The organism is Streptomyces sp. NPDC008238 (assembly GCF_042956445.1).
Lineage (GTDB): Bacteria > Actinomycetota > Actinomycetes > Streptomycetales > Streptomycetaceae > Actinacidiphila.
This window is the reverse complement of the sequence record NZ_JBIBGK010000002.1, coordinates 218302-239783: the sequence shown is the minus strand read 5'-3', so window position 1 is coordinate 239783 and position 21482 is coordinate 218302. Positions and strand designations below refer to the sequence as shown.

The following is a 21482-nucleotide window of genomic DNA, read 5'->3' as shown; positions in this document are numbered from 1 at the left end:
ATGCCGCACAGCCCCGCCACCGACGACGACGCCAGCATCGAGCTGGCGCTCATCGGCGTGGCCGGGCACTGCGTGGCCGACATCCTGTGTCGGTGTTCCACGGTGCCGGGCGCGTAAAAGGGGCACGTTCCCCCCTCTCGCCCCGGACCTCTCCGCCCGTGGGCACAGTGCTCGACGCACGATTGATCCTTCCCGGCCTCCGCATGAGGCCGTCGCCGCTGCCTGCGGGCCTTCCACAGCCCTGCCCTCCTCATCTCGCAGCCGCGAAAGGGATCTTCGATGTCTCACCCGTCCGTCACACCCCGCCGCCTCGCGGCGGCCGCCGTTGTCCTCGCGATCACCGGTGGCGCCGCCGCCTGCGGCCCGGAGGACAGCGGGGCCAAGGCGGCCGACGGCAAGCCGGCCAAGGGGGGCACGCTGTACGTGCTCAACCAGTCCCCGCAGGAGGACTTCGACCCGGCGCGGCTCTACACCTCCGGCGGCGGCAACGTCCCCGGCCTGGTCTTCCGCACGCTGACCACCCGCAACCGGGAGGACGGCGCGGACGGCGCGAAGGTCGTCCCGGACCTCGCCACCGACACCGGCACGCCGAACGGGGACGCCACCGTCTGGACGTACCACCTCAAGGACGGCCTGAAGTACGAGGACGGCTCGCCCATCACCACCGCCGACATCAAGTACGGCATCGAGCGCTCCTTCGCCGCCGAACTGTCCGGCGGCGCCCCCTACCTGCGGGACTGGCTGATCGGCGGCAAGGACTACCAGGGCCCGTACAAGGACAAGGGCGGCCTGGACTCCATCGAGACCCCGGACGCGAAGACCATCGTCTTCCACCTGGACAAGCCCGAGGGCGACTTCCCGTTCCTGGCCACCCAGACCTCCTTCGCCCCCGTCCCGCAGGCCAAGGACACCGGCACCAAGTACGAGAACCACCCCTTCTCGTCCGGCCCCTACAAGGTCGTGTCGAACCAGAACGACGGCGAGCACCTGGTCCTGGAGCGCAACACCCACTGGGACCCGAAGACCGACGAGGAGCGCAAGGCCTACCCGGACCGCATCGACGTCCAGTCGGGTCTCGCCGCCGCCGTGATCAACCAGCGGCTGTCCTCCGGCTCGGGCAAGGACGCGGCCGCCGTCACCACGGACACCAACCTCACCGCCGCCGAACTCGCCAAGATCACCGGCGACAAGGAACTGGCGAGCCGGGTCGGCACCGGCCACTTCGGCTACACCGACTACATCGCCTTCAACCCGAAGGTGAAGCCCTTCGACGACCCGAAGGTGCGTCAGGCCATCGCCTACGCGACCGACCGCACCACCGTGGTCAACGCCCTCGGCGGCTCCTCGCTCGCCGAGGCCGCCACCACCTTCCTCCCGGCGCAGGAGTCCTTCGGCCACACCCCGTACGACCCGTTCCCCGCGGGCGCGAACGGCAACGCCGCCAAGGCGAAGGAGCTGCTGAAGGAGGCCGGTCACGCGGACGGCCTGACCGTCACCCTCACCCACGACTCCGCCACCGGCGACGAGCAGGGCCCCGAGGTCGCCACCGCCCTCCAGGACGCGCTGAAGAAGGCCGGCATCACCGTCAAGCTCGAGGGCCTGGAGTCCAGCGCTTACAGCGAGAAGATCCACGGCCTGAAGACCGAGCCGGGCTTCTTCCTCACCGGCTGGGGCGCCGACTGGCCGTCCGGCGGCCCCTTCCTGGCCCCGATCTTCGACGGCCGGCAGATCGTCAAGGACGGCTACAACTTCAACGCCTCGCAGCTGGACGACCCGGCCGTGAACAAGGAGATCGACGAGATCAACAAGCTCACCGACCTCCAGGCCGCCGCGACCCGCTGGGGCGCGCTGGACAAGAAGATCGGTGAGCAGGCGCTGACCGTGCCGCTGGTGCACCCCGTCTACAAGCGCCTGTACGGCAAGGACGTCAAGAACGTCGTCATCAGCGACTGGACCGGTGTCCTCGACGTCGCGCAGGTCGCGGTCAAGTGACCACCACCGACGTGCTCGCCGCGCCCGGCGCGGCCTCGGACACCCCCGAGGCCGCGCCGGGCGCCCGGCAGCTCTGGCGGCGGCTGCGCGCCCAGCGCGCCGCCCTCGCCGGCGTCGCCGTGATCGCCCTGCTCGTCCTGGTGGCCCTCGCCGCGCCGCTGCTCGCCGCCCTGGAGGGCCAGGACCCGGACGCCTACCACGCCTCGGCCGTCGACTCCGCCCTCGGCGGCGTCCCGCTCGGCTCCTTCGGCGGCGTGAGCGCCGACCACTGGCTCGGCGTCGAACCCGGCACCGGGCGCGACCTGTTCGCCCGGCTCGCCTACGGCGCCCGGATCTCGCTCGGCATCGGCCTCGCCGCCACCGTCGTCCAGGTCGTCATCGGGGTCGCGGTCGGCCTCGCCGCCGGGCTCGGCAACCGCTTCCTGGACAACCTGCTCAGCCGGACCACCGACGTCATGCTGGCGCTGCCCACCCTGGTCTTCTCCATCGCCCTGCTGGCGATCGTGCCCGCCGGCTTCCCGCGGCCGGTGCTGCTGGTCCTCGTCCTCGGCCTGCTCGGCTGGGGCGGCACCTCCCGCATCGTCCGGGCCCAGACGCTCAGCCTGAAGTCCCTCGACTACGTGGCCGCCGCCCGGCTCGGCGGCGCCGGCCGCTGGCGGATCGCCCGCCGCGAACTGCTGCCCTCGCTGGCCGCGCCCGTGGTGACGTACAGCGCGCTGCTGGTGCCGTCCAACATCGCCTCGGAGGCCGGGCTGTCCTTCCTCGGCATCGGCGTCAAGCCGCCCACACCCTCCTGGGGACAGATGCTCTCCTCCGCGACCACCTGGTACCAGGCCGACCCGACGTACGTGCTGCTGCCCGCCGGCCTGATCTTCGTCACCGTCCTCGCCTTCACCGCGCTCGGCGACGGCGTGCGCACCGCCCTCGACCCGCGGGCGGGCAGCCGCCTGCGCGCCGTGACCCGCAGGCGGAAGGAGGCGCGCCCATGACGCTCCTCACCCGCTTCGCGCTGCGCCGCCTGCTGGCGGCGCTGCTCGTGCTGCTCGTGCTGAGCATCGCGGTCTACGCGCTCTTCTACGTCCTGCCCGGCGACCCGGCCCGGCTGGCCTGCGGGCCCAAGTGCACCGCCGACCAGGTCGCCCAGGTCCGCACCCAGCTCGGCCTCGACGACCCCGCCTTCGCGCAGTACGCGCACTTCCTGCACGGCCTGTTCGCCGGCACCGACATCAGCACCGGCGTCGGCACCGAGCACTGCGGCGCCCCCTGCCTGGGCTTCTCCTACCAGAGCGGCGAACAGGTCACCTCCCTGCTCGCGCAGCGGCTGCCCGCCACCGCCTCGCTCTCCCTCGGCGCGATGGTGCTGTGGCTGGTCATCGGCGTCGGCACCGGTGTGCTCTCGGCGCTGCGCCACGGCGGGCTCACCGAACGGCTGCTGACCGCGGTCACCCTCGCGGGCAACGCCGTGCCGGTCTTCATCATCGGCATCCTGCTGATGCTGCTGTTCGTCTCGGTGCTGGGCTGGCTGCCCTTCCCGTCCTACGTCCCGCTGACCGAGGATCCCGAGCAGTGGGCCTGGAACCTGGTGCTGCCCTGGCTCTCGCTGGCCATCCTGGAGAGCGCCAAGTACGCCCGGCTGACCCGCGGTTCGATGCTGGACACGCTCTCCGAGGACCACGTGCGCACCTTCCGCGCCTACGGCGTCCGCGAGCGCTCCGTCATCGGGCGCCACGCGCTGCGCGGCGCGCTGCCGCCGGTCATCGCGCTCACCGCGCTGGACCTCGGGACGATGTTCGGCGGCGCGGTGCTCACCGAGTCGCTCTTCGGCATCCCCGGCCTCGGCAAGAGCCTGGTGGACTCGGTGCGGACCGAGGACCTGCCGGTCGTCGTCGGGCTCGTGCTGGTCACCGGGTTCTTCGTGGTCCTCGCCAACGCCGTCGCGGACGTCCTGTACGCGGTGGCCGACCGACGGGTGGTGCTGGCATGACGTCACCGCTGATCGAGGTCGAGGACCTCACGATCGACTTCCCCACCGGCACGGGCACCGTCCGCGCCGTGGACGGGCTCTCCTTCTCCCTGGAACAGGGCGGGGCCCTGGGCATCGTCGGCGAGTCCGGCAGCGGCAAGAGCGCCACCGCCTTCACCCTGCTGGGACTGCACCGCGGCAGCGGGGCGCGGATCGGCGGCTCGGTGCGGGTGGCCGGCGTCGACGTCCTCACCGCGGGGGAGAAGGAACTGCGCGGGCTGCGCGGCGGGCTGGCGGCGATGGTCTTCCAGGACCCGCTGTCCTCGCTCGACCCCTACTTCTCGATCGGCGACCAGATCGCCGAGGTGTACCGGGTGCACCACCCGGGGGCGTCCCGGCGCGCGGCCCGCGCGCGGGCGGTCGAGGTGCTCGACCGGGTCGGCATCGCCGACGCCCCGCGGCGGGCCCGCTTCCGGCCGCACGAGTTCAGCGGCGGCATGCGCCAGCGCGCCCTCATCGCCATGGCGCTCGCCTGCGAGCCGCGGCTGCTCGTCGCCGACGAACCGACGACGGCGCTCGACGTCACCGTCCAGGCGCAGATCCTCGACCTGCTCGGCGACCTGCGCCAGGAGACCGGGATGGGGCTGCTGCTGGTCACCCACGATCTGGGCGTGGTGGCCGGGAGCGTCGACGAGGTCCTGGTGATGAAGGACGGCCGCGCCGTGGAGCGCGGACCGGTCGGCACGGTGCTGGGCGCGCCCCGGGAGCCGTACACCCGGAACCTGGTGGCCGCGGTCCCGCGGGTGGGGACGGCGCGGCCGCGCGGCGGCGTCACGGGCGATGTGCTCCTCGAAGCCGTCGGCGTACGGCGGGAGTTCGGCCGGCGCGGCGCCCGGGTCGCGGCGGTCGACGGCGTCTCGCTCACCGTGCGCGCGGGCGAGACGCTCGGCGTCGTCGGGGAGAGCGGCAGCGGCAAGACCACGCTGGGACGGATGCTGGTGGGGCTGCTGGAGCCCACGGGCGGCGAACTGCGGCGCCCCGGCGTGCGCTCCGGCGCGGGCGCATCGGGGCTGCAGATGGTGTTCCAGGACCCGGTGTCCTCGCTCAACCCGCGGCGCAGCATCGGTGAGTCCGTCGCGGACCCGCTGCGGACGGCCGGCGTGCTCGACGACGCCGCGGTCACCGCCCGCGTGCGCGAACTGCTGGAGCGGGTCGGACTCGACCCCGACTGGTACCACCGCTACCCGCACGAGTTCAGCGGCGGACAGCGGCAGCGCGTCGGCATCGCCCGGGCGCTGGCGCCCGAGCCGCGGCTGATCGTCTGCGACGAACCGGTCTCGGCGCTGGACGTCACGACGCAGGCGCAGGTCATCGGGCTGCTGGGCGAACTGCAGCGCGAGCTGGGGATCGCGCTGGTCTTCATCGCCCACGACCTGGCCGTGGTGCGCCAGGTCAGCGACAACGTCGCGGTGATGCGGGCGGGCCGGGTCGTGGAGTACGGGCCCGCGGCGCGGGTCTACGAGGCTCCGGAGCACGAGTACACCAAGGGGCTGCTGGCGGCGGTCCCGGTCCTCGACCCGGAGGAGTCCGCCGCGCGTCGGGCCGCCCGCCGCGCCCTGGTGCCCACCGCCTGACGCACGGCGGGGGCACGGCAGGTGTGCCGTGCCCCCGCCGTGCGCGTTCGGGGCCGGCGGTGTGCCACCGGCCCGGGAGCCTCCGCTCCCGGCCACCGGCCCGGGCGGGCCCTGCGCGCGGATTCCGGCGTTGCGGGGGGATGCCTGTGCGGGGTGTTTCGGGCGGAAGTGGCCCGCGCGTCGGCCCGATGGACCCAGGCGCGTCGGGGCCGTGCCCTGGCGGGCACGCCTGCACCGGACGCCTGCGTCACGTGCCGGAACCGGGCGCGTGGGGGACGCCTGTGCGGTGCGTGCTCCCGACGGCCGGGAGGCGGGTCGGCCGGGGCGTGTCCTGGCGGGTACGCCTGCACCGCACGCCCGGGCCCCGTGCCCGTGCCCGGGGTCCCGGGGACGCCCGAGCACGGGCGCGCCGGCGCCCGCGTCCCGTCAGGGGGAGTCCGCAGGCTCGGGCCACAGCTCCACGTCGTGGGCGGCCACGGCCGCGCGGACGGCCGCCAGTACCGCCTCCCCCGGCTGAGGGGTGAGGCGGCGGCCGTCGCGGAGCCGGAGGGCGACGTGCGCGTCGGCGGCCTCCTTCGGACCGATGACGGCCTGGTAGGGGACGAGGCGGGCCTCCCGGACGCGGGCCCCGAGGGTGCCGCGGTCCGGGGCGCGCAGCTCCGCCCGCAGCCCCAGGTCGAGGCAGCGCCGCAGCAGCGCCTCCGCCCCGGGCAGTTCGGCCTCCGACACCGGGAGGACGGCCACCTGGACGGGTGCGAGCCAGGGCGGGAACGCCCCGCCGTGCCGCTCGACCAGGTGCGCCACGGCCCGCTCCACGCTGCCGATGACGCTGCGGTGCACCATGACCGGACGGTGCTTCGCGCCGTCCGCGCCGACGTAGCTCAGCCCGAACTGCCGGGGCTGGTGGAAGTCGATCTGCACGGTGGACAGGGTGGCCTCGCGGCCCGCGCCGTCGGCGACCTGGACGTCGATCTTGGGCCCGTAGAAGGCGGCCTCGCCCTCCGCCGCCTCGTAGGGCAGCCCCGAGCGCTCCAGCACCTCGGTCAGCAGGGCGGTGGAGCGTTCCCACAGTTCGGGCTCGGCGACGTACTTGCCGCCCGGTCCGGGGAGGGAGAGCCGGTGGCGGGCGGGGGTGATGCCCAGCGCGCGGTACGCCCGGCCGATCATCGCCAGGGCGGCGGCGGCCTCCTCGGCGACCTGGCCGGGGGTGCAGAAGACGTGCGCGTCGTTGAGCTGGATGGCGCGTACGCGGGTCAGCCCGCCGAGCACCCCGGACAGCTCGGAGCGGTACATGCCGCCCAGCTCGGCCATGCGCAGCGGCAGTTCGCGGTGGCTGCGGGAGCGCGAGCGGTAGATCAGCGCGTGGTGGGGGCAGAGGCTGGGCCGCAGCACGACCTGCTCGCCGCCGAGGTCCATCGGGGGGAACATGTCCTCGCTGTAGTGCGCCCAGTGCCCGGAGATCTCGTACAGCTCCCGTTTGCCGAGCACGGGTGAGTACACGTGCCGGTAGCCCGCCCGGCGTTCGGCCTCGCGGACGTACTCCTCCAGCGCGTGCCGGACGGCGGCGCCGTCCGGCAGCCAGTAGGGCAGTCCCGCGCCGATCAGCGGGTCGGTGTCGAACAGGCCGAGCTCGCGGCCGAGTCTGCGGTGGTCGTGCATGACGGTCTCCTCGCGGACGGAGGGCGAGTGACCGCAGACGAAAGCCCCGGGGCACTCGCCCCGGGGCTTCGTCGTGACATGGGTCAGCGCGCCGGGACACTCTCCGGCGTCGTCGTCATGGCAGCGCGCTTCATGCCGTTCACGGTAACAGGCACCCGCGGTGCGCGCGCGGGAGTGATCCGCGCCGCCTCCGCACGCCCGTGGACCACCCGGCAGACGTCTACCCGGTCACAACGCGCAACGCCGGGGAAAGTCACGTCTCTTCACCCCTTTCGGTGGCACGGCGGACAACCGTCCGTCGTGCCCCCACTTCGCCGGAATACGGTCATCGCGCCCGAACAGACCGGTGCCGAGAGGGGGCAGACGTGCGTATCGCATTACTCGCGGAGGGTGGTTATCCGTACGCCCGGGGTGAGGGGGGCGCCTGGGTCGACCGGCTCGTACGCGGGCTCACCGGGCACGAGTTCGCGGTGTACGCGCTGGGCAGGACCGAACGGGCCGAGGCCGGGGGGCTGGTGGCGCTGCCACCCCAGGTGACCGGCGTGCGCGCGCTGCCGCTGTGGGGGCCCGCGCCGGGTCCGGGGGCCGTGTCGGGCAAGGCGCGCCGCCGGCGGGCGCAGGCGCTGGAGCAGTACCGCGACCTCGTCGGGGTGCTGGCGGGCGACGCCGGCGCCAACGGCGTGGCGGACCGTTTCGCCTCCGCGCTCTACGCCCTCGCCGAACTCGCCCGCGAGGACGGCGGGTTGCCGGTGCTGCTCCGCTCCGAGCACGCGGTGCGCGTGCTGGAGGAGGTCTGCCGGGCGCCTGGCGCGCGGCCCCTCGTCGCGGACGCCGGGGTGGGCGACCTGCTGCTCGCCGCCGACCAGCTGGAGCGCGTGCTGCGGCCGCTCTCCGCGCCCTGGTACGACGAGTTCGGCGACGCCCTCGCCACCGCCGACCTCTGCCACGCCGTGACGGGTGGCACCGCCCTGCTGCCCGCGCTGCTGGCCAAACGGTTCTTCGGCACACCGCTGCTGGTGACCGAGTACGGCGTGCGGCTGCGCGAGACCCTGCTGCTGCACCGTGCCGCGGGCCTGCCCGCCCCCGTACGCGCCCTGCTCGCCGCCTTCCACCGCCACCTGGCGGGCGAGGCGTACCACGGGGCCGCCCTGGTCACCCCCGGCAACGCCCATGCGCGCCGCTGGCAGGAGCACTGCGGCGCCGAGCGGGACCGGGTCCGCACGGTCTACCCCGGCTACCAGGGACCCCTGCCCGAGCCGGCCGCCGAGGCCGAGGAGGGCGACCCCACACTGGTGTGGGTCGGCCGGGTCGAGCCCGGCAAGGACCTGACCGGGCTGCTGCACGCCTTCGGGGAGGTGCGCAAGGAGGAGCCCGGGGCGCGGCTGCGGGTCGTCCGCGCCGGCGAGGGCGACCCCGCGCACCTGGAGCGCTGCCGCGCCCTGGCGGCGCAGCTCTTCCCGGACGAGGCGGCCGACGCCGTCACCGCGGGGGAGAACCCGGTCACCTTCGAGGAGCTCGGCTCGCCGGGCGCCCCGGCGCTGCCCGACGCGTACGCGGCCGGGGACGTGGTCGTGCTCTCCAGCGTCGTCGAGGGATTCCCGGTCACCCTGGTCGAGGCCATGTTCTGCGGCCGGGCCACCGTCTCGACGGACGTCGGCGCCGTACGGGAGGTCATCGGCGGCACCGGCCTGGTCGTGCCGCCGCGCAACCCGAAGGCGCTCGCCGAGGCCTGCGTCGCCCTGCTGCGCGACCCCGAGCGCCGGCAGCGGCTGGGCGCCGCCGCGCGCGAACGCGCCCTGGAGCTCTTCACCGTCGAGCGGAACCTGGCGGCCTTCCGCGAGATCTACCTCGACCTGGTCGCCCACACGCCCGGGCGGCACGCCCCGCTGATCGATCCGGACGGCACCCCCGTCCCCTTCGGCAGGCCCGCCGAATCCCGTGTCCCGGGCCGCTGGACGGCCGCCCCCGCCTGGGCGCTCGCCGCCCGTGAGCCCGCGTACGCCGGAGCCGAGGGGCGGGAGCGCGCATGAGCCACGTGCAGGAGGGCGAGACCGGCGCCCGCAGGACCGGCCCCCGCAGACGCGGGCCCGCCGACCCCGTCCGCGGCCTGATGCACCGCCACCAGGAGCTGTGCGCCGAGGCCGTCGACCCGCTGGAGATCGTGGCGGGACTGGAGGCGCAGGGCGTCACCGACCGCGTCGCGGCGGGCTTCCGGCACCGCGACGTCTTCACCCTCGCCGAGGAGCTGTACGCCCGGGTGCCCCGCGCCGGTGCCGCGCCCGCCACGGGCCGGCCCGCCGGCCGCCCCGCCCTGCTGCTCGCCCTCGCCCCGGGCGCCGTCTGCGCCGCCGCGAGCGGGGCGCTGCGCGTGCTGCCGCCGCTCACCGTGGTCGCCGTGGCCGTGCCGCTGCTGCTGCTCGCGCTCCTGGCCGCCTTGCGCCGTGGACCACTGCGGGCGCCGTACGGCACGGGCCCGGGCGGCGCGGTGTGGAGCTGCTGGCTGGTGGGCTTCGGGCTGTACGGGCCGCGCGCCGTCGACGGTCTCGCCGGGGGCGTGCTGCCCGCCGCGGACGCCGCCGAACTGACCGCGCTGGCGCTCTCCCTCGCACCCGCCGCCTGGTGCGCCCACCGCTTCGCCGTGCGTTCCCGCGGCCATCTGCTGCGCAGCCGCACCCTGGAGGAGTTCGGCGGCTCCGTACGGCCGCTGCTGGCGGGCACGCTTGCGCTCTTCCTCGGCTGCGTGCTCGCGCTGCTGTGCGCCGCCCGCGCCGTGGCCGGGGCCCCGCTGACGCCCGGGGCGCTGGCCGGCCCGGCCGCGCTGGCCCTGCTGCTGTTCACCGCGCGGCTGCTCGCCGTGCACGGCCACCCGGACCCGGCCGCCATCGGCACCGGGCTCGCCTGCGCCACCGAGGCCGTGGCCCTCGCCGCCGCCCTGCTGGACCGGTTCCCCCTGCCGCCGGCCGCCGTCCCGGCCCTGGCCTGCGCGGCCGCCGCCCTGGCGCTGGCGGCCCACGCCCTGACCACGCTCTCGCGCGCCTCCGCGTACACGGCCGCGGCGGCGCCGCGATGAGCGGGCGGTGGCCGGCCCGGCCCGGCACACCCCGCAGTTCCGAAGAAGAAGCCAAGGAGCAACCCACGATGACCCACCCGCACCCCCGGCCACGGCACGCGCAGCGGAGGCGCTCGCGATGAGAGTCCTCCTCCTGGGCGCCAACGGATTCGTCGGCCGCCACGTGGCCGAGCGGCTGCTGGCCGACCCCGCCGTGCAGCTGACCGCGCTCGGCCGCAGCGACGACGCCGACGTGCGCTTCGACCTGTCGTCCGGCAGCCCCGGCGCCCTGGCCCGCTTCATGGACGCCGTCCATCCCGGGGTCGTCGTCAACTGCGCGGGCGCCACGCGCGGCGGGGCCCGCGACCTGACCCGGCACAACACGATCGCGGTCGCCTCCGTGTGCGAGGCGATGCGCCGCAGCGCCACCTCGGCCCGGCTGGTCCAGGTGGGCTGCGCCGCCGAGTACGGGCCCTCGCCCACCGGTTCCTCGACGGCCGAGGACGCCGTGCCCCGGCCGGGCGGCCCGTACGGGGTCAGCAAGCTCGCCGGGACGGAACTGGTGCTGGGCTCCGGGCTCGACGCCGTCGTGCTGAGGGTCTTCACCCCGGTCGGGCCGGGGACGCCCACCGCCTCGCCCATCGGACGGCTCGCGGAGGCGATGCGCCGGGCCATGCAGACCGGCGACGGCGACCTGAAGCTGACCGGCCTCGGCGTGCAGCGGGACTTCGTGGACGTGCGCGACGTGGCCCGCGCCGTGCACGCGGCCTCGCTGTCCGCCGCCCAGGGCCTGGTCAACATCGGCACGGGCCGCGCCGTACCGCTGCGCGAGGTCGCCGCGGCGCTGGCCAACGCCGCGGGCTACGCGGGCGCCCTCCACGAGGTCGAGGACCCGCACCTGACGGCGAACGGCAACACCCACCCCCACTACCCCGACGGCTGCGGCGTCTGGCAGCAGGCCGACATCCGCACCGCCCGCGACCGCCTCGGCTGGCGACCGCGCATCGCCCTCGAGGAATCCCTCGCCGACGTCTGGATGGAGGCGGCATGCCGCGTGTGAATCCGAGCGGCCTGCGCAGGCCGGTCGACCGCTGCGACGGACTGGGCTTCGGGGTGCCCGCGTACGCGCACCCGCTGGTCGCCCCGGGCGAGTGGGCCGAACTGGCCCGCCCCGGCGCCCCGATGCACTGGGTGGTGCTCAACGTGGCGCGCGGCCCCGGCGCCCGGGTCGACCCGCTCTACACCGAGGCGTGCGCCCGGCTCCGCGACGCGGCCGTGCCCGTGCTCGGCTACCTGGACACCCGGCACGGGGCCCGCCCCTTCGGCCAGCTGGTCGCCGACGCGCACCGCTTCCTCGACTGGTACCGGGTCGACGGCTTCTACCTCGACCGCGCCCCCACCACGAGTTCGGAGCTGCCGGACTGCCGGCGGGTGATCACCACCCTGCGCGCGCTGCTGAGCGTGGAGGGCGGCAGCACCGGGCACATCGTGCTGGGCCACGGCTGCCACCCGTACGAGGGGTACGCCCAGGCCGCCGACCAGCTGGTGACCTTCGCCGGGCCCTGGACGCAGTACCGCTGGTCGGAGGCCCCGGAGTGGACGGCCGCCCACCCGCCGGAGCGCTTCTGCCACCTGGTGCACGGCGTCCCCGCACCGCACCTGGAGAACGCGATGCGGATCGCCCGCTGGCAGGGCGCGTCGACGGTCTACTTCACCGACCGCACCGACCACGCGGCATGGGACGGCCTGCCGGCCTACTGGGACGAGGCCTCGCGGATGCTGCGCCGTCAGCCGCCGCCCAGCATGTGACCAAGAATCGTCTCGGTCCTCGGGACGGCGGTCTTGGAATGAAGAAGGGCGTGGCAGTGTTACGGGGAGAACCACCCGTAGTGATCGATCGACAAACGGAGTCCCCGTGTCGCTGCCACCCCTGGTCGAGCCGGCCGCCGAGCTCACCGTCGACGAGGTCCGCAGGTACTCCCGCCACCTGATCATCCCCGATGTGGGGATGGACGGGCAGAAGCGGCTGAAGAACGCGAAGGTGCTCTGCGTGGGCGCCGGTGGTCTCGGCTCGCCCGCCCTGATGTACCTGGCCGCCGCCGGTGTGGGCACGCTCGGCATCGTGGAGTTCGACGAGGTCGACGAGTCCAACCTGCAGCGCCAGATCATCCACAGCCAGGCGGACATCGGCCGCTCCAAGGCGGAGTCCGCCCGCGACAGCGTCAAGGGCATCAACCCGTACGTCAACGTGGTCCTTCACGAGGAGCGGCTCGAGGCCGACAATGTGATGGACATCTTCAGCCAGTACGACCTGATCGTCGACGGCACGGACAACTTCGCGACCCGCTACCTGGTCAACGACGCGTGCGTGTTGCTGAACAAGCCGTACGTCTGGGGCTCCATCTACCGCTTCGACGGCCAGGCGTCGGTCTTCTGGTCCGAGCACGGCCCCTGCTACCGCTGCCTCTACCCCGAGCCCCCGCCGCCGGGCATGGTGCCCTCCTGCGCCGAGGGCGGCGTCCTGGGCGTGCTGTGCGCGTCCATCGGCTCCATCCAGGTCACCGAGGCGATCAAGGTCCTCACCGGCACCGGCGAGCCGCTGGTCGGCCGCCTGATGATCTACGACGCCCTGGAGATGCAGTACCGCCAGGTCAAGGTCCGCAAGGACCCCGACTGCGCGGTCTGCGGCGAGAACCCGACCGTCACCGAGCTCATCGACTACGAGGCCTTCTGCGGCGTCGTCTCCGAGGAGGCGCAGGAGGCGGCGATGGGGTCGACGATCACTCCGAAGCAGCTCAAGGAGTGGATCGACGACGGCGAGAACATCGACATCATCGACGTCCGCGAGCCCAACGAGTACGAGATCGTCTCGATCCCGGGCGCCCGGCTGATCCCCAAGAACGAGTTCCTCATGGGCAACGCCCTCCAGGACCTCCCGCAGGACAAGAAGATCGTCCTGCACTGCAAGACCGGTGTCCGCTCCGCCGAGGTCCTCGCCGTGCTGAAGTCCGCGGGCTTCGCCGACGCGGTCCACGTCGGCGGCGGCGTCATCGGCTGGGTCAACACGATCGAGCCGGACAAGCCGGTCTACTGACCGACGCGAGAGCGGAGGCCCACGGAGTCCGGCCGGTCCGGATGCCGTGGGCCTCTGCCGTTGCCGAAGGCCCCTGCCGTCGGAGTGGGCCGGACGTCACGGACCCGCCGGAGTGACCCCGGCCGGTTCGCGCCGTGCCGGGGCCGCGGCGACGGAACGGCGCAGCACCGGCAGGGACTTCCAGGAGCGGTGCCGTTTGAAGGGCAGCTCGAAGACCCGGGCGAACAGCCACGCCGCCAGCAGCGAGACGGGCAACGCCACCAGCAGGGTGAACCAGAACGTGGGCAGTCCCGGGGCGACGAACCGCGGCGCCACGCGCCGGATGACGGCCATGACGACCGGCAGGTGGACCAGGTAGAGGCTGTACGACACGTTGCCCAGGCCCCGGACGGGACGTGCGGTCAGCAGCCGGAGCAGGAAGGCCGGCCGGCCCGTGGCGACCGCGGCGATCAGCAGCGTCATGGCGGGGACGACGGCGAGGTCCACCCAGAAGTAGTGGTCCACGGTCCAGACCCGGCCCTTGACGGCGGCGAGCGCCGCGACGGGCACGGCGGACGCCACGGCGAACCAGTGCCACGGCAGGCACCGGACGCGGGCCGGGGCGACGACGATCCCCGCGCCCACCAGGCCGGCGACGAACACCGGGGCCAGGTGCGGGGTGAGCCAGTTGTCCCCCTCCACCGGGGACGCGCCCGGCGCCGTCAGGCCGTACACCACGACCGGCAGCGTCACCCCCGCGACCAGCACCACGGCGCCCAGCCGCCGCCGCACGAGCAGCAGCAGCGGGAAGAGCAGGTAGAGCTCCGCCTCCACGGCGATCGACCAGAACGTGCCGTTCGGCGTCGGCGCGTTCAGCACGTCCTGACCGAGGAGGCCGTACACCACGACCGTCGCGCCGGTGGGCGGCCCGAAGTGCGAGGCCGGCACCACGTACCGGGCGATGACCAGGCTCGCCGCGAGCGCCGCCCAGTACGGGGGCAGGATGCGCCAGGCCCGGCGGCGCAGGAAACGGGCGGCGCCGCCCAGCCGCCAGCCGTCCCGCGCCGGGGCGACGGCCAGCGAGAACCCGGACAGCACCAGGAAGAAGACGACGGTGAGGCGCCCGTACATGAGCCCGTCCAGCCACCGCGGGGCCGAACTGTCGGGATACCCGGGGAACGTGTAGAGCCAGCAGTGGAAGAGCACCACGTACAGGGCGGCCAGGCCGCGGAGCCCTTCGAGGCCTGGCACCTCGGGCCGGCCGTGGCCTTCGCGCGCGTTGCTGACGGGACGGCTCGCATCCACGGGGATAGTTGGGCCCTTCCTCCGGCGTCGGCGGCCCGGTGCCACCCACGGCGACTGGTACGTCGCCGTGGGCCGGGCGGTTCAACGGGCCGTGCGGCCTCCCGTCCGGGTCACTGCACGCCGTTGCGGATGACGTCCGGGCGGTTGGTGATGATGCCGTCGGCCCCCAGGGCCGCCATGCGGACGGCGGTGGTGAGGTCGTCGACCGTCCACGCGTTCACGCGCAGCGGCTTGCCGTCGGGGCCGTCGACGCTGTGCACGGCCTGCACGTAGGCGTAGGTGACGTCCTTCTCGTCCGGGTTGATCTGGTCGGCGAAGGCCGCGTACTCCTTCAGGCGGGAGACGGGCGGGCTGCCCAGGAACCCGGTCACGACGGCCGGGCGCAGTTCGTGGGTGCGGCGCAGGGCGTCGGCGCTGAAGCTCTGGATGACCAGCCGGCCGGCGAGGTGCGCCTGGTCGAGCCAGCCGGCCTTCTGGAGGGCGTCGACGGTCTGCTGCTCGACGCCGGGGTAGAGCTCGGGCTGCTTGAGCTCCAGCAGCAGCCCCTGCTGGTTCCGGTCGAGGAGCTGCAGGTACTCCTGGAGGGTGGGGACCCGCTCGCCGCGGAAGCGGGGCGCGAACCAGCTGCCGGCGTCGAGCCGGCGGATCTCGGCGAGCGTGAAGTCGGCGACGCGCCAGGGGGAGCGGTCGGGGAAGACCTGCTCGACGTCGGTGGTGCGGTTCAGCGTCGCGTCGTGGATCACGACCAGGGCCCCGTCCTTGGTGCGCTGGACGTCGTTCTCGATCCACGCGATGTGCTGCTCGTGGGCCCGGCGCACGGCCGCCAGGGTGTTCTCGGGGGCCTCGGTGGAGGCGCCCCGGTGGGCGAAGACCGTGGGGGACGAGGGGTCCGCGGGCGCGGCGTGGGCCGGCATGGTGACGAACGCGGAGGTTCCCAGCAGGAGGGCGGCCGTGACGCCACGGGCGAGGTGTTGGTGCATGCGTACTCCTCACGACGGCACGGTCCCCTCCCGACCGAGGTTCGCAGCCCGTACCAGGACACGGCGGTGCACAACATGACAAACGGGTGAATAACATCATCCCGTTCCCCCGTCAGGGTGGCATGGATGGAGTCCGGCCGCAGGTCGTGGGGAGCGCCCGCCCCGGCCGGGCGGAGCCGCGACGGGCCGCGGGGGCCCCGACGGGCCGCGGGGCCGTCCGGGGCGCCGCCGTGGGCGCCCCGGACGACCCCGCGGTCACGGAACGTGAGGTCCTCGCCTGTCGCCGGGGTCAGCGGTGGCGGCCCTCCACCATCGCCTCCAGCGTGTCCCGGTGCAGGATCAGCGCGTCGGTGTCGGCCGGCGTCTCGCGCTCCCCGAAGTGGATCTGGCGGTGGCCGATCCGCAGCATCACGACCGCGTGCCGCAGCGCGGCGTACAGGAGGTGGAAGTCCAGGTCGCGCGGGGTGTGCCCGGTGAGTTCCGCGTAGGTCGCGGCGGTCCGGTCGCGGTCGAGGAAGTCCGGCATGCCGGGGAAGCCGGCGGTGACGGTGAGGTCCTGGAAGAAGCGGTGCAGGTACACCAGCCAGGCCAGGTCGAGTTCGCGGGGGCCGGAGGAGGCCATCTCCCAGTCGAGGACCGCGACCGGGGTGAAGTCCGCGTCGTAGACGATGTTGCCGATCCTGGCGTCGCCCCAGCTGAGCACCGACGGGCCGGGGTCGGCGGGCCAGTGCTTCTCCAGCCAGGCGAAGGCCCGCTCGACGAGGGGGGAACGGGTCCGCCCGCCGACGACCCATTCGTAGTAGGCGCGTTGGGCGTCGACGTGCGCGCGCAGGGTGCCCTCGCCGGGGACGGTGTGGAGTTCGGCGAGCACCCGCACCGTCGAACGCTCCAGCCGTGCCCGCTCCTCCTCGGAGGCGTCGAAGAGCCAGTTGCCGCCGTAGGTGTACGGCATGACGTCCGGCGGGACGCGGCCGGGGACCCGTTCCATGACGAAGAACGGCGCGCCGAGCGGCCCCGGGTCCGGCTCCAGCCACAGCAGTTCGGGCACGGGGACGCGGGTGCGGGCCGCGACCGTCCTGATGACGCGGTACTGCTCGGCCATGTCGTACGTCGGGAAGACGGCGTACGCGTCGGGGTCGCCGGCCAGCCGCAGCACGCAGGGGCGGATGCGCTGCCGCGCGGTGCCCGCCGGGTGGGGGACGGCCAGGTCGAACAGGACGGTCTCGCTGGACAGGCCGTTCGCGGCCGGCAGGTGCACGCCACGGCAGTGGGCGCCGGGGTGCTTCGCGGCCAGCCACTCGTCGAGGCGGCTGCGCAGCAGTCGGGGGTCGCGGGTGGTGGTGCGCACCGTTGTCACATGGCCTCCTGACCGGTGAAGCCGCTGGGGGAGTGGCGGCCGAAGCTGCCGTGCTCAAAGATGCCGTAGCCGACCCGGCCGTCCCAGGCGAAACGCGCGGCGTGGTCGGTGACTCCGTACGCGGCGGGCGCGGTCACCGCCGGATCCGTCAGGTCATACGCACGGCGGTCGAGCCAGCCGCGGCCCTTCCACTCGCCGTGCTGCCAGTCGCGGGCGGGCGGGTAGCCCGCGCCGACCGCGAGCGGGCTGGAGACCAGCACCTCGGCCCCGATCTTCCCGCCGTCGAGGTGGACGACGGCCGAGACCGGTGTGCGGGTGCCCTCCCGGTAGGTGATGTCGATCCGGGCGCGGCCCAGTTGCCGGTCCGGGCCGTGCTCGGTGATCTGCAGGGCCTCGTCCAGGGAGCGGTAGCCCTCGCCGTCCTCCTGGGCGATCACCATGACGAAGCGGTCGTCGAACCGGATCGGTATCCACAGCCAGTGGAAACCCCGCGGGCGGTGCTCCTCCTCGGTCCGCCCCGGAGCCTCGCCGGGCACCGGGCGCACGCCCCAGCTGCGGTCCCGCGTGGCCGTCCAGCGACCGCGTTCCACGCGGATCTCCTCGCCGTCGCCGGTGCGGACCACGCCGTGGCAGGTGCCGGCCTGCACGAAGCGGCTGGCCTCCAGGAAGAGCCGGCCGCCCCGGTACTGGGCGTGGTGCGGCTCCTCGACGGCCGGGAAGGCGGCCTCCCACTCCAGGTCGTAGGAGAGGAACTCGTCGTCGCAGGTCAGCCGGAGCCTGCGGAGCGGTTCCAGGACGTCGACGCGCAACGGCCCGACCTGCTGCCGCATCCGGTCCTCGCCGAGCGCGTCGGAGGCGCGCACCGCGAGCATGCCGGTGCCGCGGGTCAGGGTCGCGTAGGCGTCGGTGACGCCGAGGTTGGGGTGGACGCCGAGGCCCGTGATGAGCAGGGCCCGGCCCTCGTGGTCGAAGAAGTGGAAGATCGAACGGTCGTAGGCGTTGCGGTCACCGGTCGCGACGTGGCGCATGGAACGGGCGATCTGATGGACCGGGTACTCGTCCAGGGGCACGGGTCGAGGCGCGGGCATGCGCCTGATGATGCGTCAGTGCGGCCCCGCTGGGAAGGGGTCGCGCCGCCCTCCGGCCCCTCGGGGACCGGGGGCGTGCCGCGCCGCGGGTCGTGCGTGGTGCCGTGTTGGGCGGGCTGTGCCGTGCTGTGCCGCGCGGCGTGTCCGTGCCGCGCCGCGCGGCGGGCGCCGATTCGCGGCGTACCGAGGCCCGTTTCGTGCGGTGCGCGGGGTCGTAGGGGGTGCCGCGCCGTGCGTTGGCCGCACCGCCCGTCTCCTGCGCCGCCGCCCCGAAGCGTGCGACGCGCCGTGCGTTGTTGTGGACTCGGCGTTGCGCCGTGCCCGGTGCGTCGAGTCACGCCGCACCCTGGTCCGTTCTGGTCCCCGCGTCGTGCCCCGTGGGTCGGGTCGCGCGACACCGCCGTCCGTGGTGCCCCGCCGTCAAGGCGATGCGGCTGCGGCGGTGGCCGGTGAATCCGTACCGCCCGTTTTCTCTGCCGCCGCCCGGCCCGCGCGACGTACCGTGCGTCGTCGTGCTCGGCCCAGCGCCGCGCCGGGCGCCGGGCACACGGGGTCTGCCGCGCAGTCAGTCCCCGTCGGCCGGCTTGCGGCGGGCCCTGCTCGGCTGGACGCGCAGTGGTTCGCCGGGCATCTTGGGGTGGTCCGGCGGGTACGGCATGTCGCTGAGCCCGTGGTCGTGTTCGTCGCGTTCGGCCAGTTCCAGCACGGCGTCCAGCCGGTAGGCCCGCTCCTCCATGTCCGCGTGGACGTCGCCCAGCTCGGCGTACCGCGCGGGCATCGTGACCAGGTCGAAGTCCCGCGGGTGCACCTGCGGCACCTCCTCCCAGCGCAGCGGCGCCGAGACCGGGGCGTGCGGCCTGGGCCGTACGGAGTAGGCGGAGGCGATGGTGCGGTCGCGCGCGGTCTGGTTGTAGTCGACGAAGATCTTCTCGCCGCGCTCCTCCTTCCACCACGCGCTGGTCACCTGGCCGGGCATCCGCCGCTCCATCTCGCGGGCGATGGCGATGGCGGCCCGCCGTACCCCCGTGAACGTCCACGCCGGCTCGATGGGGACGAAGACGTGCAGGCCCCGCCCGCCGGAGGTCTTCGGCCAGCCGCGCAGGCCCAGTTCCTCCAGCAGCCCGCGCAGTTCGCCGGCGACGACCACCGCGTCGGAGAAGTCGGTGCCCGGCTGCGGGTCGAGGTCGATGCGCAGCTCGTCCGGGTGGTCGAGGTCGCCCCGCCGGACCGGCCAGGGGTGGAAGGTGAGGCAGCCGAGGTTGGCGCCCCAGACGACCGCGGCGGTCTCGGTCGGGCAGATCTCGTCGGCGTGCCGGCCGGAGGGGAACCGGATGCGGCCGGTGGGGATCCAGTCCGGGGTGTTCTTCGGCGCGCGCTTCTGGAAGAACGACTCGCCCCCGACGCCGTCCGGGTAACGCTCCATGGTCGTCGGCCGGTCGCGCAGGGCCCGCAGGACGCCGTCGCCGACCGCCAGGTAGTAGCGGGCCACGTCCAGCTTGGTGAAGCCCGGTTCCGGGAAGTACACCTTCCCCGGGTTCGAGATCCGGACCGTCCGCTCGCCGACGGTCAGCTCGACCGCCTCTGCCATGCCGTCACCGCCTCTCCCGGCACCGCCTCTTCCGTCCCCGACACGGTAGGCCCGACGGGCGGGCGGCGCCTGTCGGGCGGAGAATCGCCGCATGGACCTGCCGGTGATGCCGCCCGTGAAGCCGATGCTCGCCAAGTCCGCCGCCGCGATCCCGCCCGGCATGCTGTACGAGGGCAAGTGGGACGGCTTCCGCGCCATCGTCTTCCGGGACGGCGCCGAGGTGGAGATCGGCAGCCGCACGGGCAAGCCCCTGACGCGCTACTTCCCGGAGGTCGTCGAGGCGGTTCGCGCCGAACTGCCGCCGCGCGCCGTCGTCGACGGGGAGATCGTCATCGCCCGCGAGGGACGGCTGGACTTCGACGCGCTGCTGGAGCGCATCCACCCCGCCGACTCCCGGGTGCGGCAGCTCGCCGAACGCACCCCCGCCTCCCTCGTCGCCTTCGACCTGCTGGCCCTCGGCGACCGCTCCTTGATGGCCGACCCGCAGACCTGGCGCCGCCAGGCGCTGGTCGACGCGCTCGGCCCGGCGGGGGCGCCGGTCCACGTCGCCCCCGCCACCACCGACATCGAGCTGGCGCGGCGGTGGTTCGAGCAGTACGAGGGCGCGGGCCTGGACGGCGTCGTCGCCAAGCCCCCGGACCTCGGCTACCGGCCCGACGAACGCACCATGTTCAAGGTGAAGCACGAGCGCACCGCCGACTGCGTGCTCGCCGGCTTCCGCTGGCACAAGTCCGGTCCCGTGGTCGGCTCCCTGCTGCTCGGCCTGCACGACGCCGCCGGCCGTCTCCAGCACGTCGGCGTCTGCGCGTCCTTCCCGATGCGCCGCCGCGAGGAACTGGTCGGCGAGCTGGAGCCGCTGCGCATGGACTCCACCGAGGGCCACCCCTGGGCGGACTGGGCGGAGGCCGCGCCGGGCGGCCGCATGCCGGGGGCCCAGAGCCGCTGGAGCGCGGGCAAGGACCTCTCCTGGATCCCCCTGCGACCCGAACGCGTCCTGGAGGTCGCCTACGACCACATGCAGGGCGACCGCTTCCGGCACACCGCCCAGTTCCGCCGCTGGCGCCCCGACCGCGACCCCGCCGGCTGCAGCTACGCGCAGCTGGAGGAGCCGGTCGGCTACGACCTCGGCGACGTCCTGCGCTGAGCCCCGCCGCGTTCGGGCGCCGGGACGCGTACCGGCGCCAGCCGCAGCCGCTGCACGGGCCGCAGCAGCGGGTGATCGGCCACCCCGGCGGGCAGGACGGGCAGTCCGGGCCGGGGCCGGGCGTCGGGGAAGGCGGTGAACCACAGGACGACGTCCTCGCCGGTGCGGACCGGCAGCGCGGGGAAGTCGTTCACGGCGTGCTCGCTGCGGTGCACCGCGGCGTCCGGCGGCAGCCCGCCGGGCCCCGCGAGCGCCCCGGCGAAGGCCTCCGGGTCGGCGGGATGACAGATGGTCACGACGACCTGCCCCGCGTCCGGCGGCACCCGGTGGCCGGGGCCGCGCAGCAGCAGGACGTCGTCCGAGTCGGTCATGGTGGCGTTGGCGGCGTCCCGGTGCGCCCGCCACAGCGGGCCCCCGTAGAAGGCGTGCAGCGAGCGGAGCCGCGCGGGCATGCCGGGGAAGGCGCGCATCCACACGAAGCGGTCCGGGTCGTCCAGGTCGGTGAAGCGGCCGCCGACCCGGATCCCGGCGGCCTCCTGGCCGGTGACGAACTCGCGTTCGAACAGTTCGACCAGGGTGTCCCGGGCACCGGGGCGCAGCGTGTACTGCCGTAGCTCGACGACGTGCGTGGTGTCCATGACCGGGGACCG

17 protein-coding genes and 1 pseudogene are annotated in these 21482 nt (G+C 74.4%); 11 read left to right on the top strand and 7 right to left on the bottom strand.

The window, feature by feature from the left end; translation table 11 throughout:
- From ACFZAU_RS05895 to ACFZAU_RS05875, 5 genes are all read left to right on the top strand, one after another.
- Window positions 1-117: an Ms4533A family Cys-rich leader peptide gene (locus ACFZAU_RS05895; protein ID WP_499606988.1), complete on the top strand. Its 117-nt coding sequence runs from the start codon at window positions 1-3 to the stop codon at window positions 115-117.
- 162 nt (window positions 118-279) lie between these two features.
- Window positions 280-1992: an ABC transporter substrate-binding protein gene (locus ACFZAU_RS05890; protein ID WP_500551254.1), complete on the top strand. Its 1713-nt coding sequence runs from the start codon at window positions 280-282 to the stop codon at window positions 1990-1992.
- Window positions 1989-2981 (top strand): ABC transporter permease, encoded by a 993-nt coding sequence (locus ACFZAU_RS05885; protein WP_500459222.1) that lies wholly within the window; start codon window positions 1989-1991, stop codon window positions 2979-2981. The genes ACFZAU_RS05890 and ACFZAU_RS05885 overlap by 4 nt, the downstream gene beginning before the upstream one ends.
- Complete coding sequence (locus ACFZAU_RS05880) at window positions 2978-3976, top strand: ABC transporter permease (RefSeq protein ID WP_500551253.1); 999 nt, start codon at window positions 2978-2980, stop codon at window positions 3974-3976. Before ACFZAU_RS05885 ends, ACFZAU_RS05880 begins: the two co-directional genes overlap by 4 nt.
- Window positions 3973-5589 carry a dipeptide ABC transporter ATP-binding protein gene (locus ACFZAU_RS05875; RefSeq protein ID WP_500551252.1) on the top strand — a complete coding sequence of 539 codons (1617 nt, stop codon included), beginning with the start codon at window positions 3973-3975 and terminating at the stop codon, window positions 5587-5589. The genes ACFZAU_RS05880 and ACFZAU_RS05875 overlap by 4 nt, the downstream gene beginning before the upstream one ends.
- 426 nt (window positions 5590-6015) lie before the next feature.
- Here ACFZAU_RS05875 and thrS read toward each other — a convergent pair.
- Window positions 6016-7254, bottom strand: a pseudogene (gene thrS, locus ACFZAU_RS05870) (threonine--tRNA ligase); the annotation flags it as partial.
- Window positions 7255-7613: 359 nt separating this feature from the next.
- On the opposite strand from thrS, the gene pelF reads away from it, so the two are divergent.
- The 5 genes from pelF (at window position 7614) to moeZ (ending at window position 13391) form a co-directional block, all read left to right on the top strand.
- Window positions 7614-9278 carry a GT4 family glycosyltransferase PelF gene (pelF, locus tag ACFZAU_RS05865; RefSeq protein ID WP_500551251.1) on the top strand — a complete coding sequence of 555 codons (1665 nt, stop codon included), beginning with the start codon at window positions 7614-7616 and terminating at the stop codon, window positions 9276-9278.
- Window positions 9275-10318, top strand: a complete 1044-nt coding sequence (locus ACFZAU_RS05860; protein WP_500551250.1) for a hypothetical protein — start codon at window positions 9275-9277, stop codon at window positions 10316-10318. The genes pelF and ACFZAU_RS05860 overlap by 4 nt, the downstream gene beginning before the upstream one ends.
- A 118-nt stretch (window positions 10319-10436) precedes the next feature.
- Window positions 10437-11357, top strand: coding sequence for an NAD-dependent epimerase/dehydratase family protein (locus tag ACFZAU_RS05855; protein WP_499606970.1), 921 nt, complete (start codon window positions 10437-10439; stop codon window positions 11355-11357).
- Window positions 11345-12106, top strand: a complete 762-nt coding sequence (locus ACFZAU_RS05850; protein WP_499606967.1) for a spherulation-specific family 4 protein — start codon at window positions 11345-11347, stop codon at window positions 12104-12106. The genes ACFZAU_RS05855 and ACFZAU_RS05850 overlap by 13 nt, the downstream gene beginning before the upstream one ends.
- 106 nt (window positions 12107-12212) lie before the next feature.
- Window positions 12213-13391, top strand: coding sequence for an adenylyltransferase/sulfurtransferase MoeZ (gene moeZ / locus ACFZAU_RS05845; RefSeq protein ID WP_500551249.1), 1179 nt, complete (start codon window positions 12213-12215; stop codon window positions 13389-13391).
- Window positions 13392-13487: 96 nt separating this feature from the next.
- Here the strand turns inward: moeZ and ACFZAU_RS05840 are convergent, their stop codons facing one another.
- From ACFZAU_RS05840 to ligD, 5 genes are all read right to left on the bottom strand, one after another.
- Window positions 13488-14675, bottom strand: a complete 1188-nt coding sequence (locus ACFZAU_RS05840) for an acyltransferase family protein (protein ID WP_500551248.1) — start codon at window positions 14673-14675, stop codon at window positions 13488-13490.
- A 110-nt stretch (window positions 14676-14785) separates the two neighbouring features.
- Window positions 14786-15655 carry a glycerophosphodiester phosphodiesterase gene (locus tag ACFZAU_RS05835; RefSeq protein ID WP_500551247.1) on the bottom strand — a complete coding sequence of 290 codons (870 nt, stop codon included), beginning with the start codon at window positions 15653-15655 and terminating at the stop codon, window positions 14786-14788.
- Between the two features lie 289 nt (window positions 15656-15944).
- Complete coding sequence (locus tag ACFZAU_RS05830) at window positions 15945-17012, bottom strand: phosphotransferase family protein (RefSeq protein WP_500551246.1); 1068 nt, start codon at window positions 17010-17012, stop codon at window positions 15945-15947.
- Complete coding sequence (locus ACFZAU_RS05825; RefSeq protein WP_500551245.1) at window positions 17009-18100, bottom strand: Rv3169 family protein; 1092 nt, start codon at window positions 18098-18100, stop codon at window positions 17009-17011. The genes ACFZAU_RS05830 and ACFZAU_RS05825 overlap by 4 nt, the downstream gene beginning before the upstream one ends.
- 565 nt (window positions 18101-18665) lie before the next feature.
- On the bottom strand, window positions 18666-19688 hold the full coding sequence (gene ligD / locus ACFZAU_RS05820) for a non-homologous end-joining DNA ligase (protein WP_500551244.1): 1023 nt from the start codon (window positions 19686-19688) through the stop codon (window positions 18666-18668).
- 91 nt (window positions 19689-19779) lie between these two features.
- On the opposite strand from ligD, the gene ACFZAU_RS05815 reads away from it, so the two are divergent.
- A complete protein-coding gene (locus tag ACFZAU_RS05815) occupies window positions 19780-20832 on the top strand; it encodes an ATP-dependent DNA ligase (RefSeq protein ID WP_500551243.1) in 1053 nt (350 codons plus the stop codon).
- Here the strand turns inward: ACFZAU_RS05815 and ACFZAU_RS05810 are convergent.
- On the bottom strand, window positions 20805-21470 hold the full coding sequence (locus tag ACFZAU_RS05810; RefSeq protein WP_500551242.1) for an NIPSNAP family protein: 666 nt from the start codon (window positions 21468-21470) through the stop codon (window positions 20805-20807). The genes ACFZAU_RS05815 and ACFZAU_RS05810 overlap by 28 nt on opposite strands.
- Between the last annotated feature and the right edge of the window lie 12 nt (window positions 21471-21482).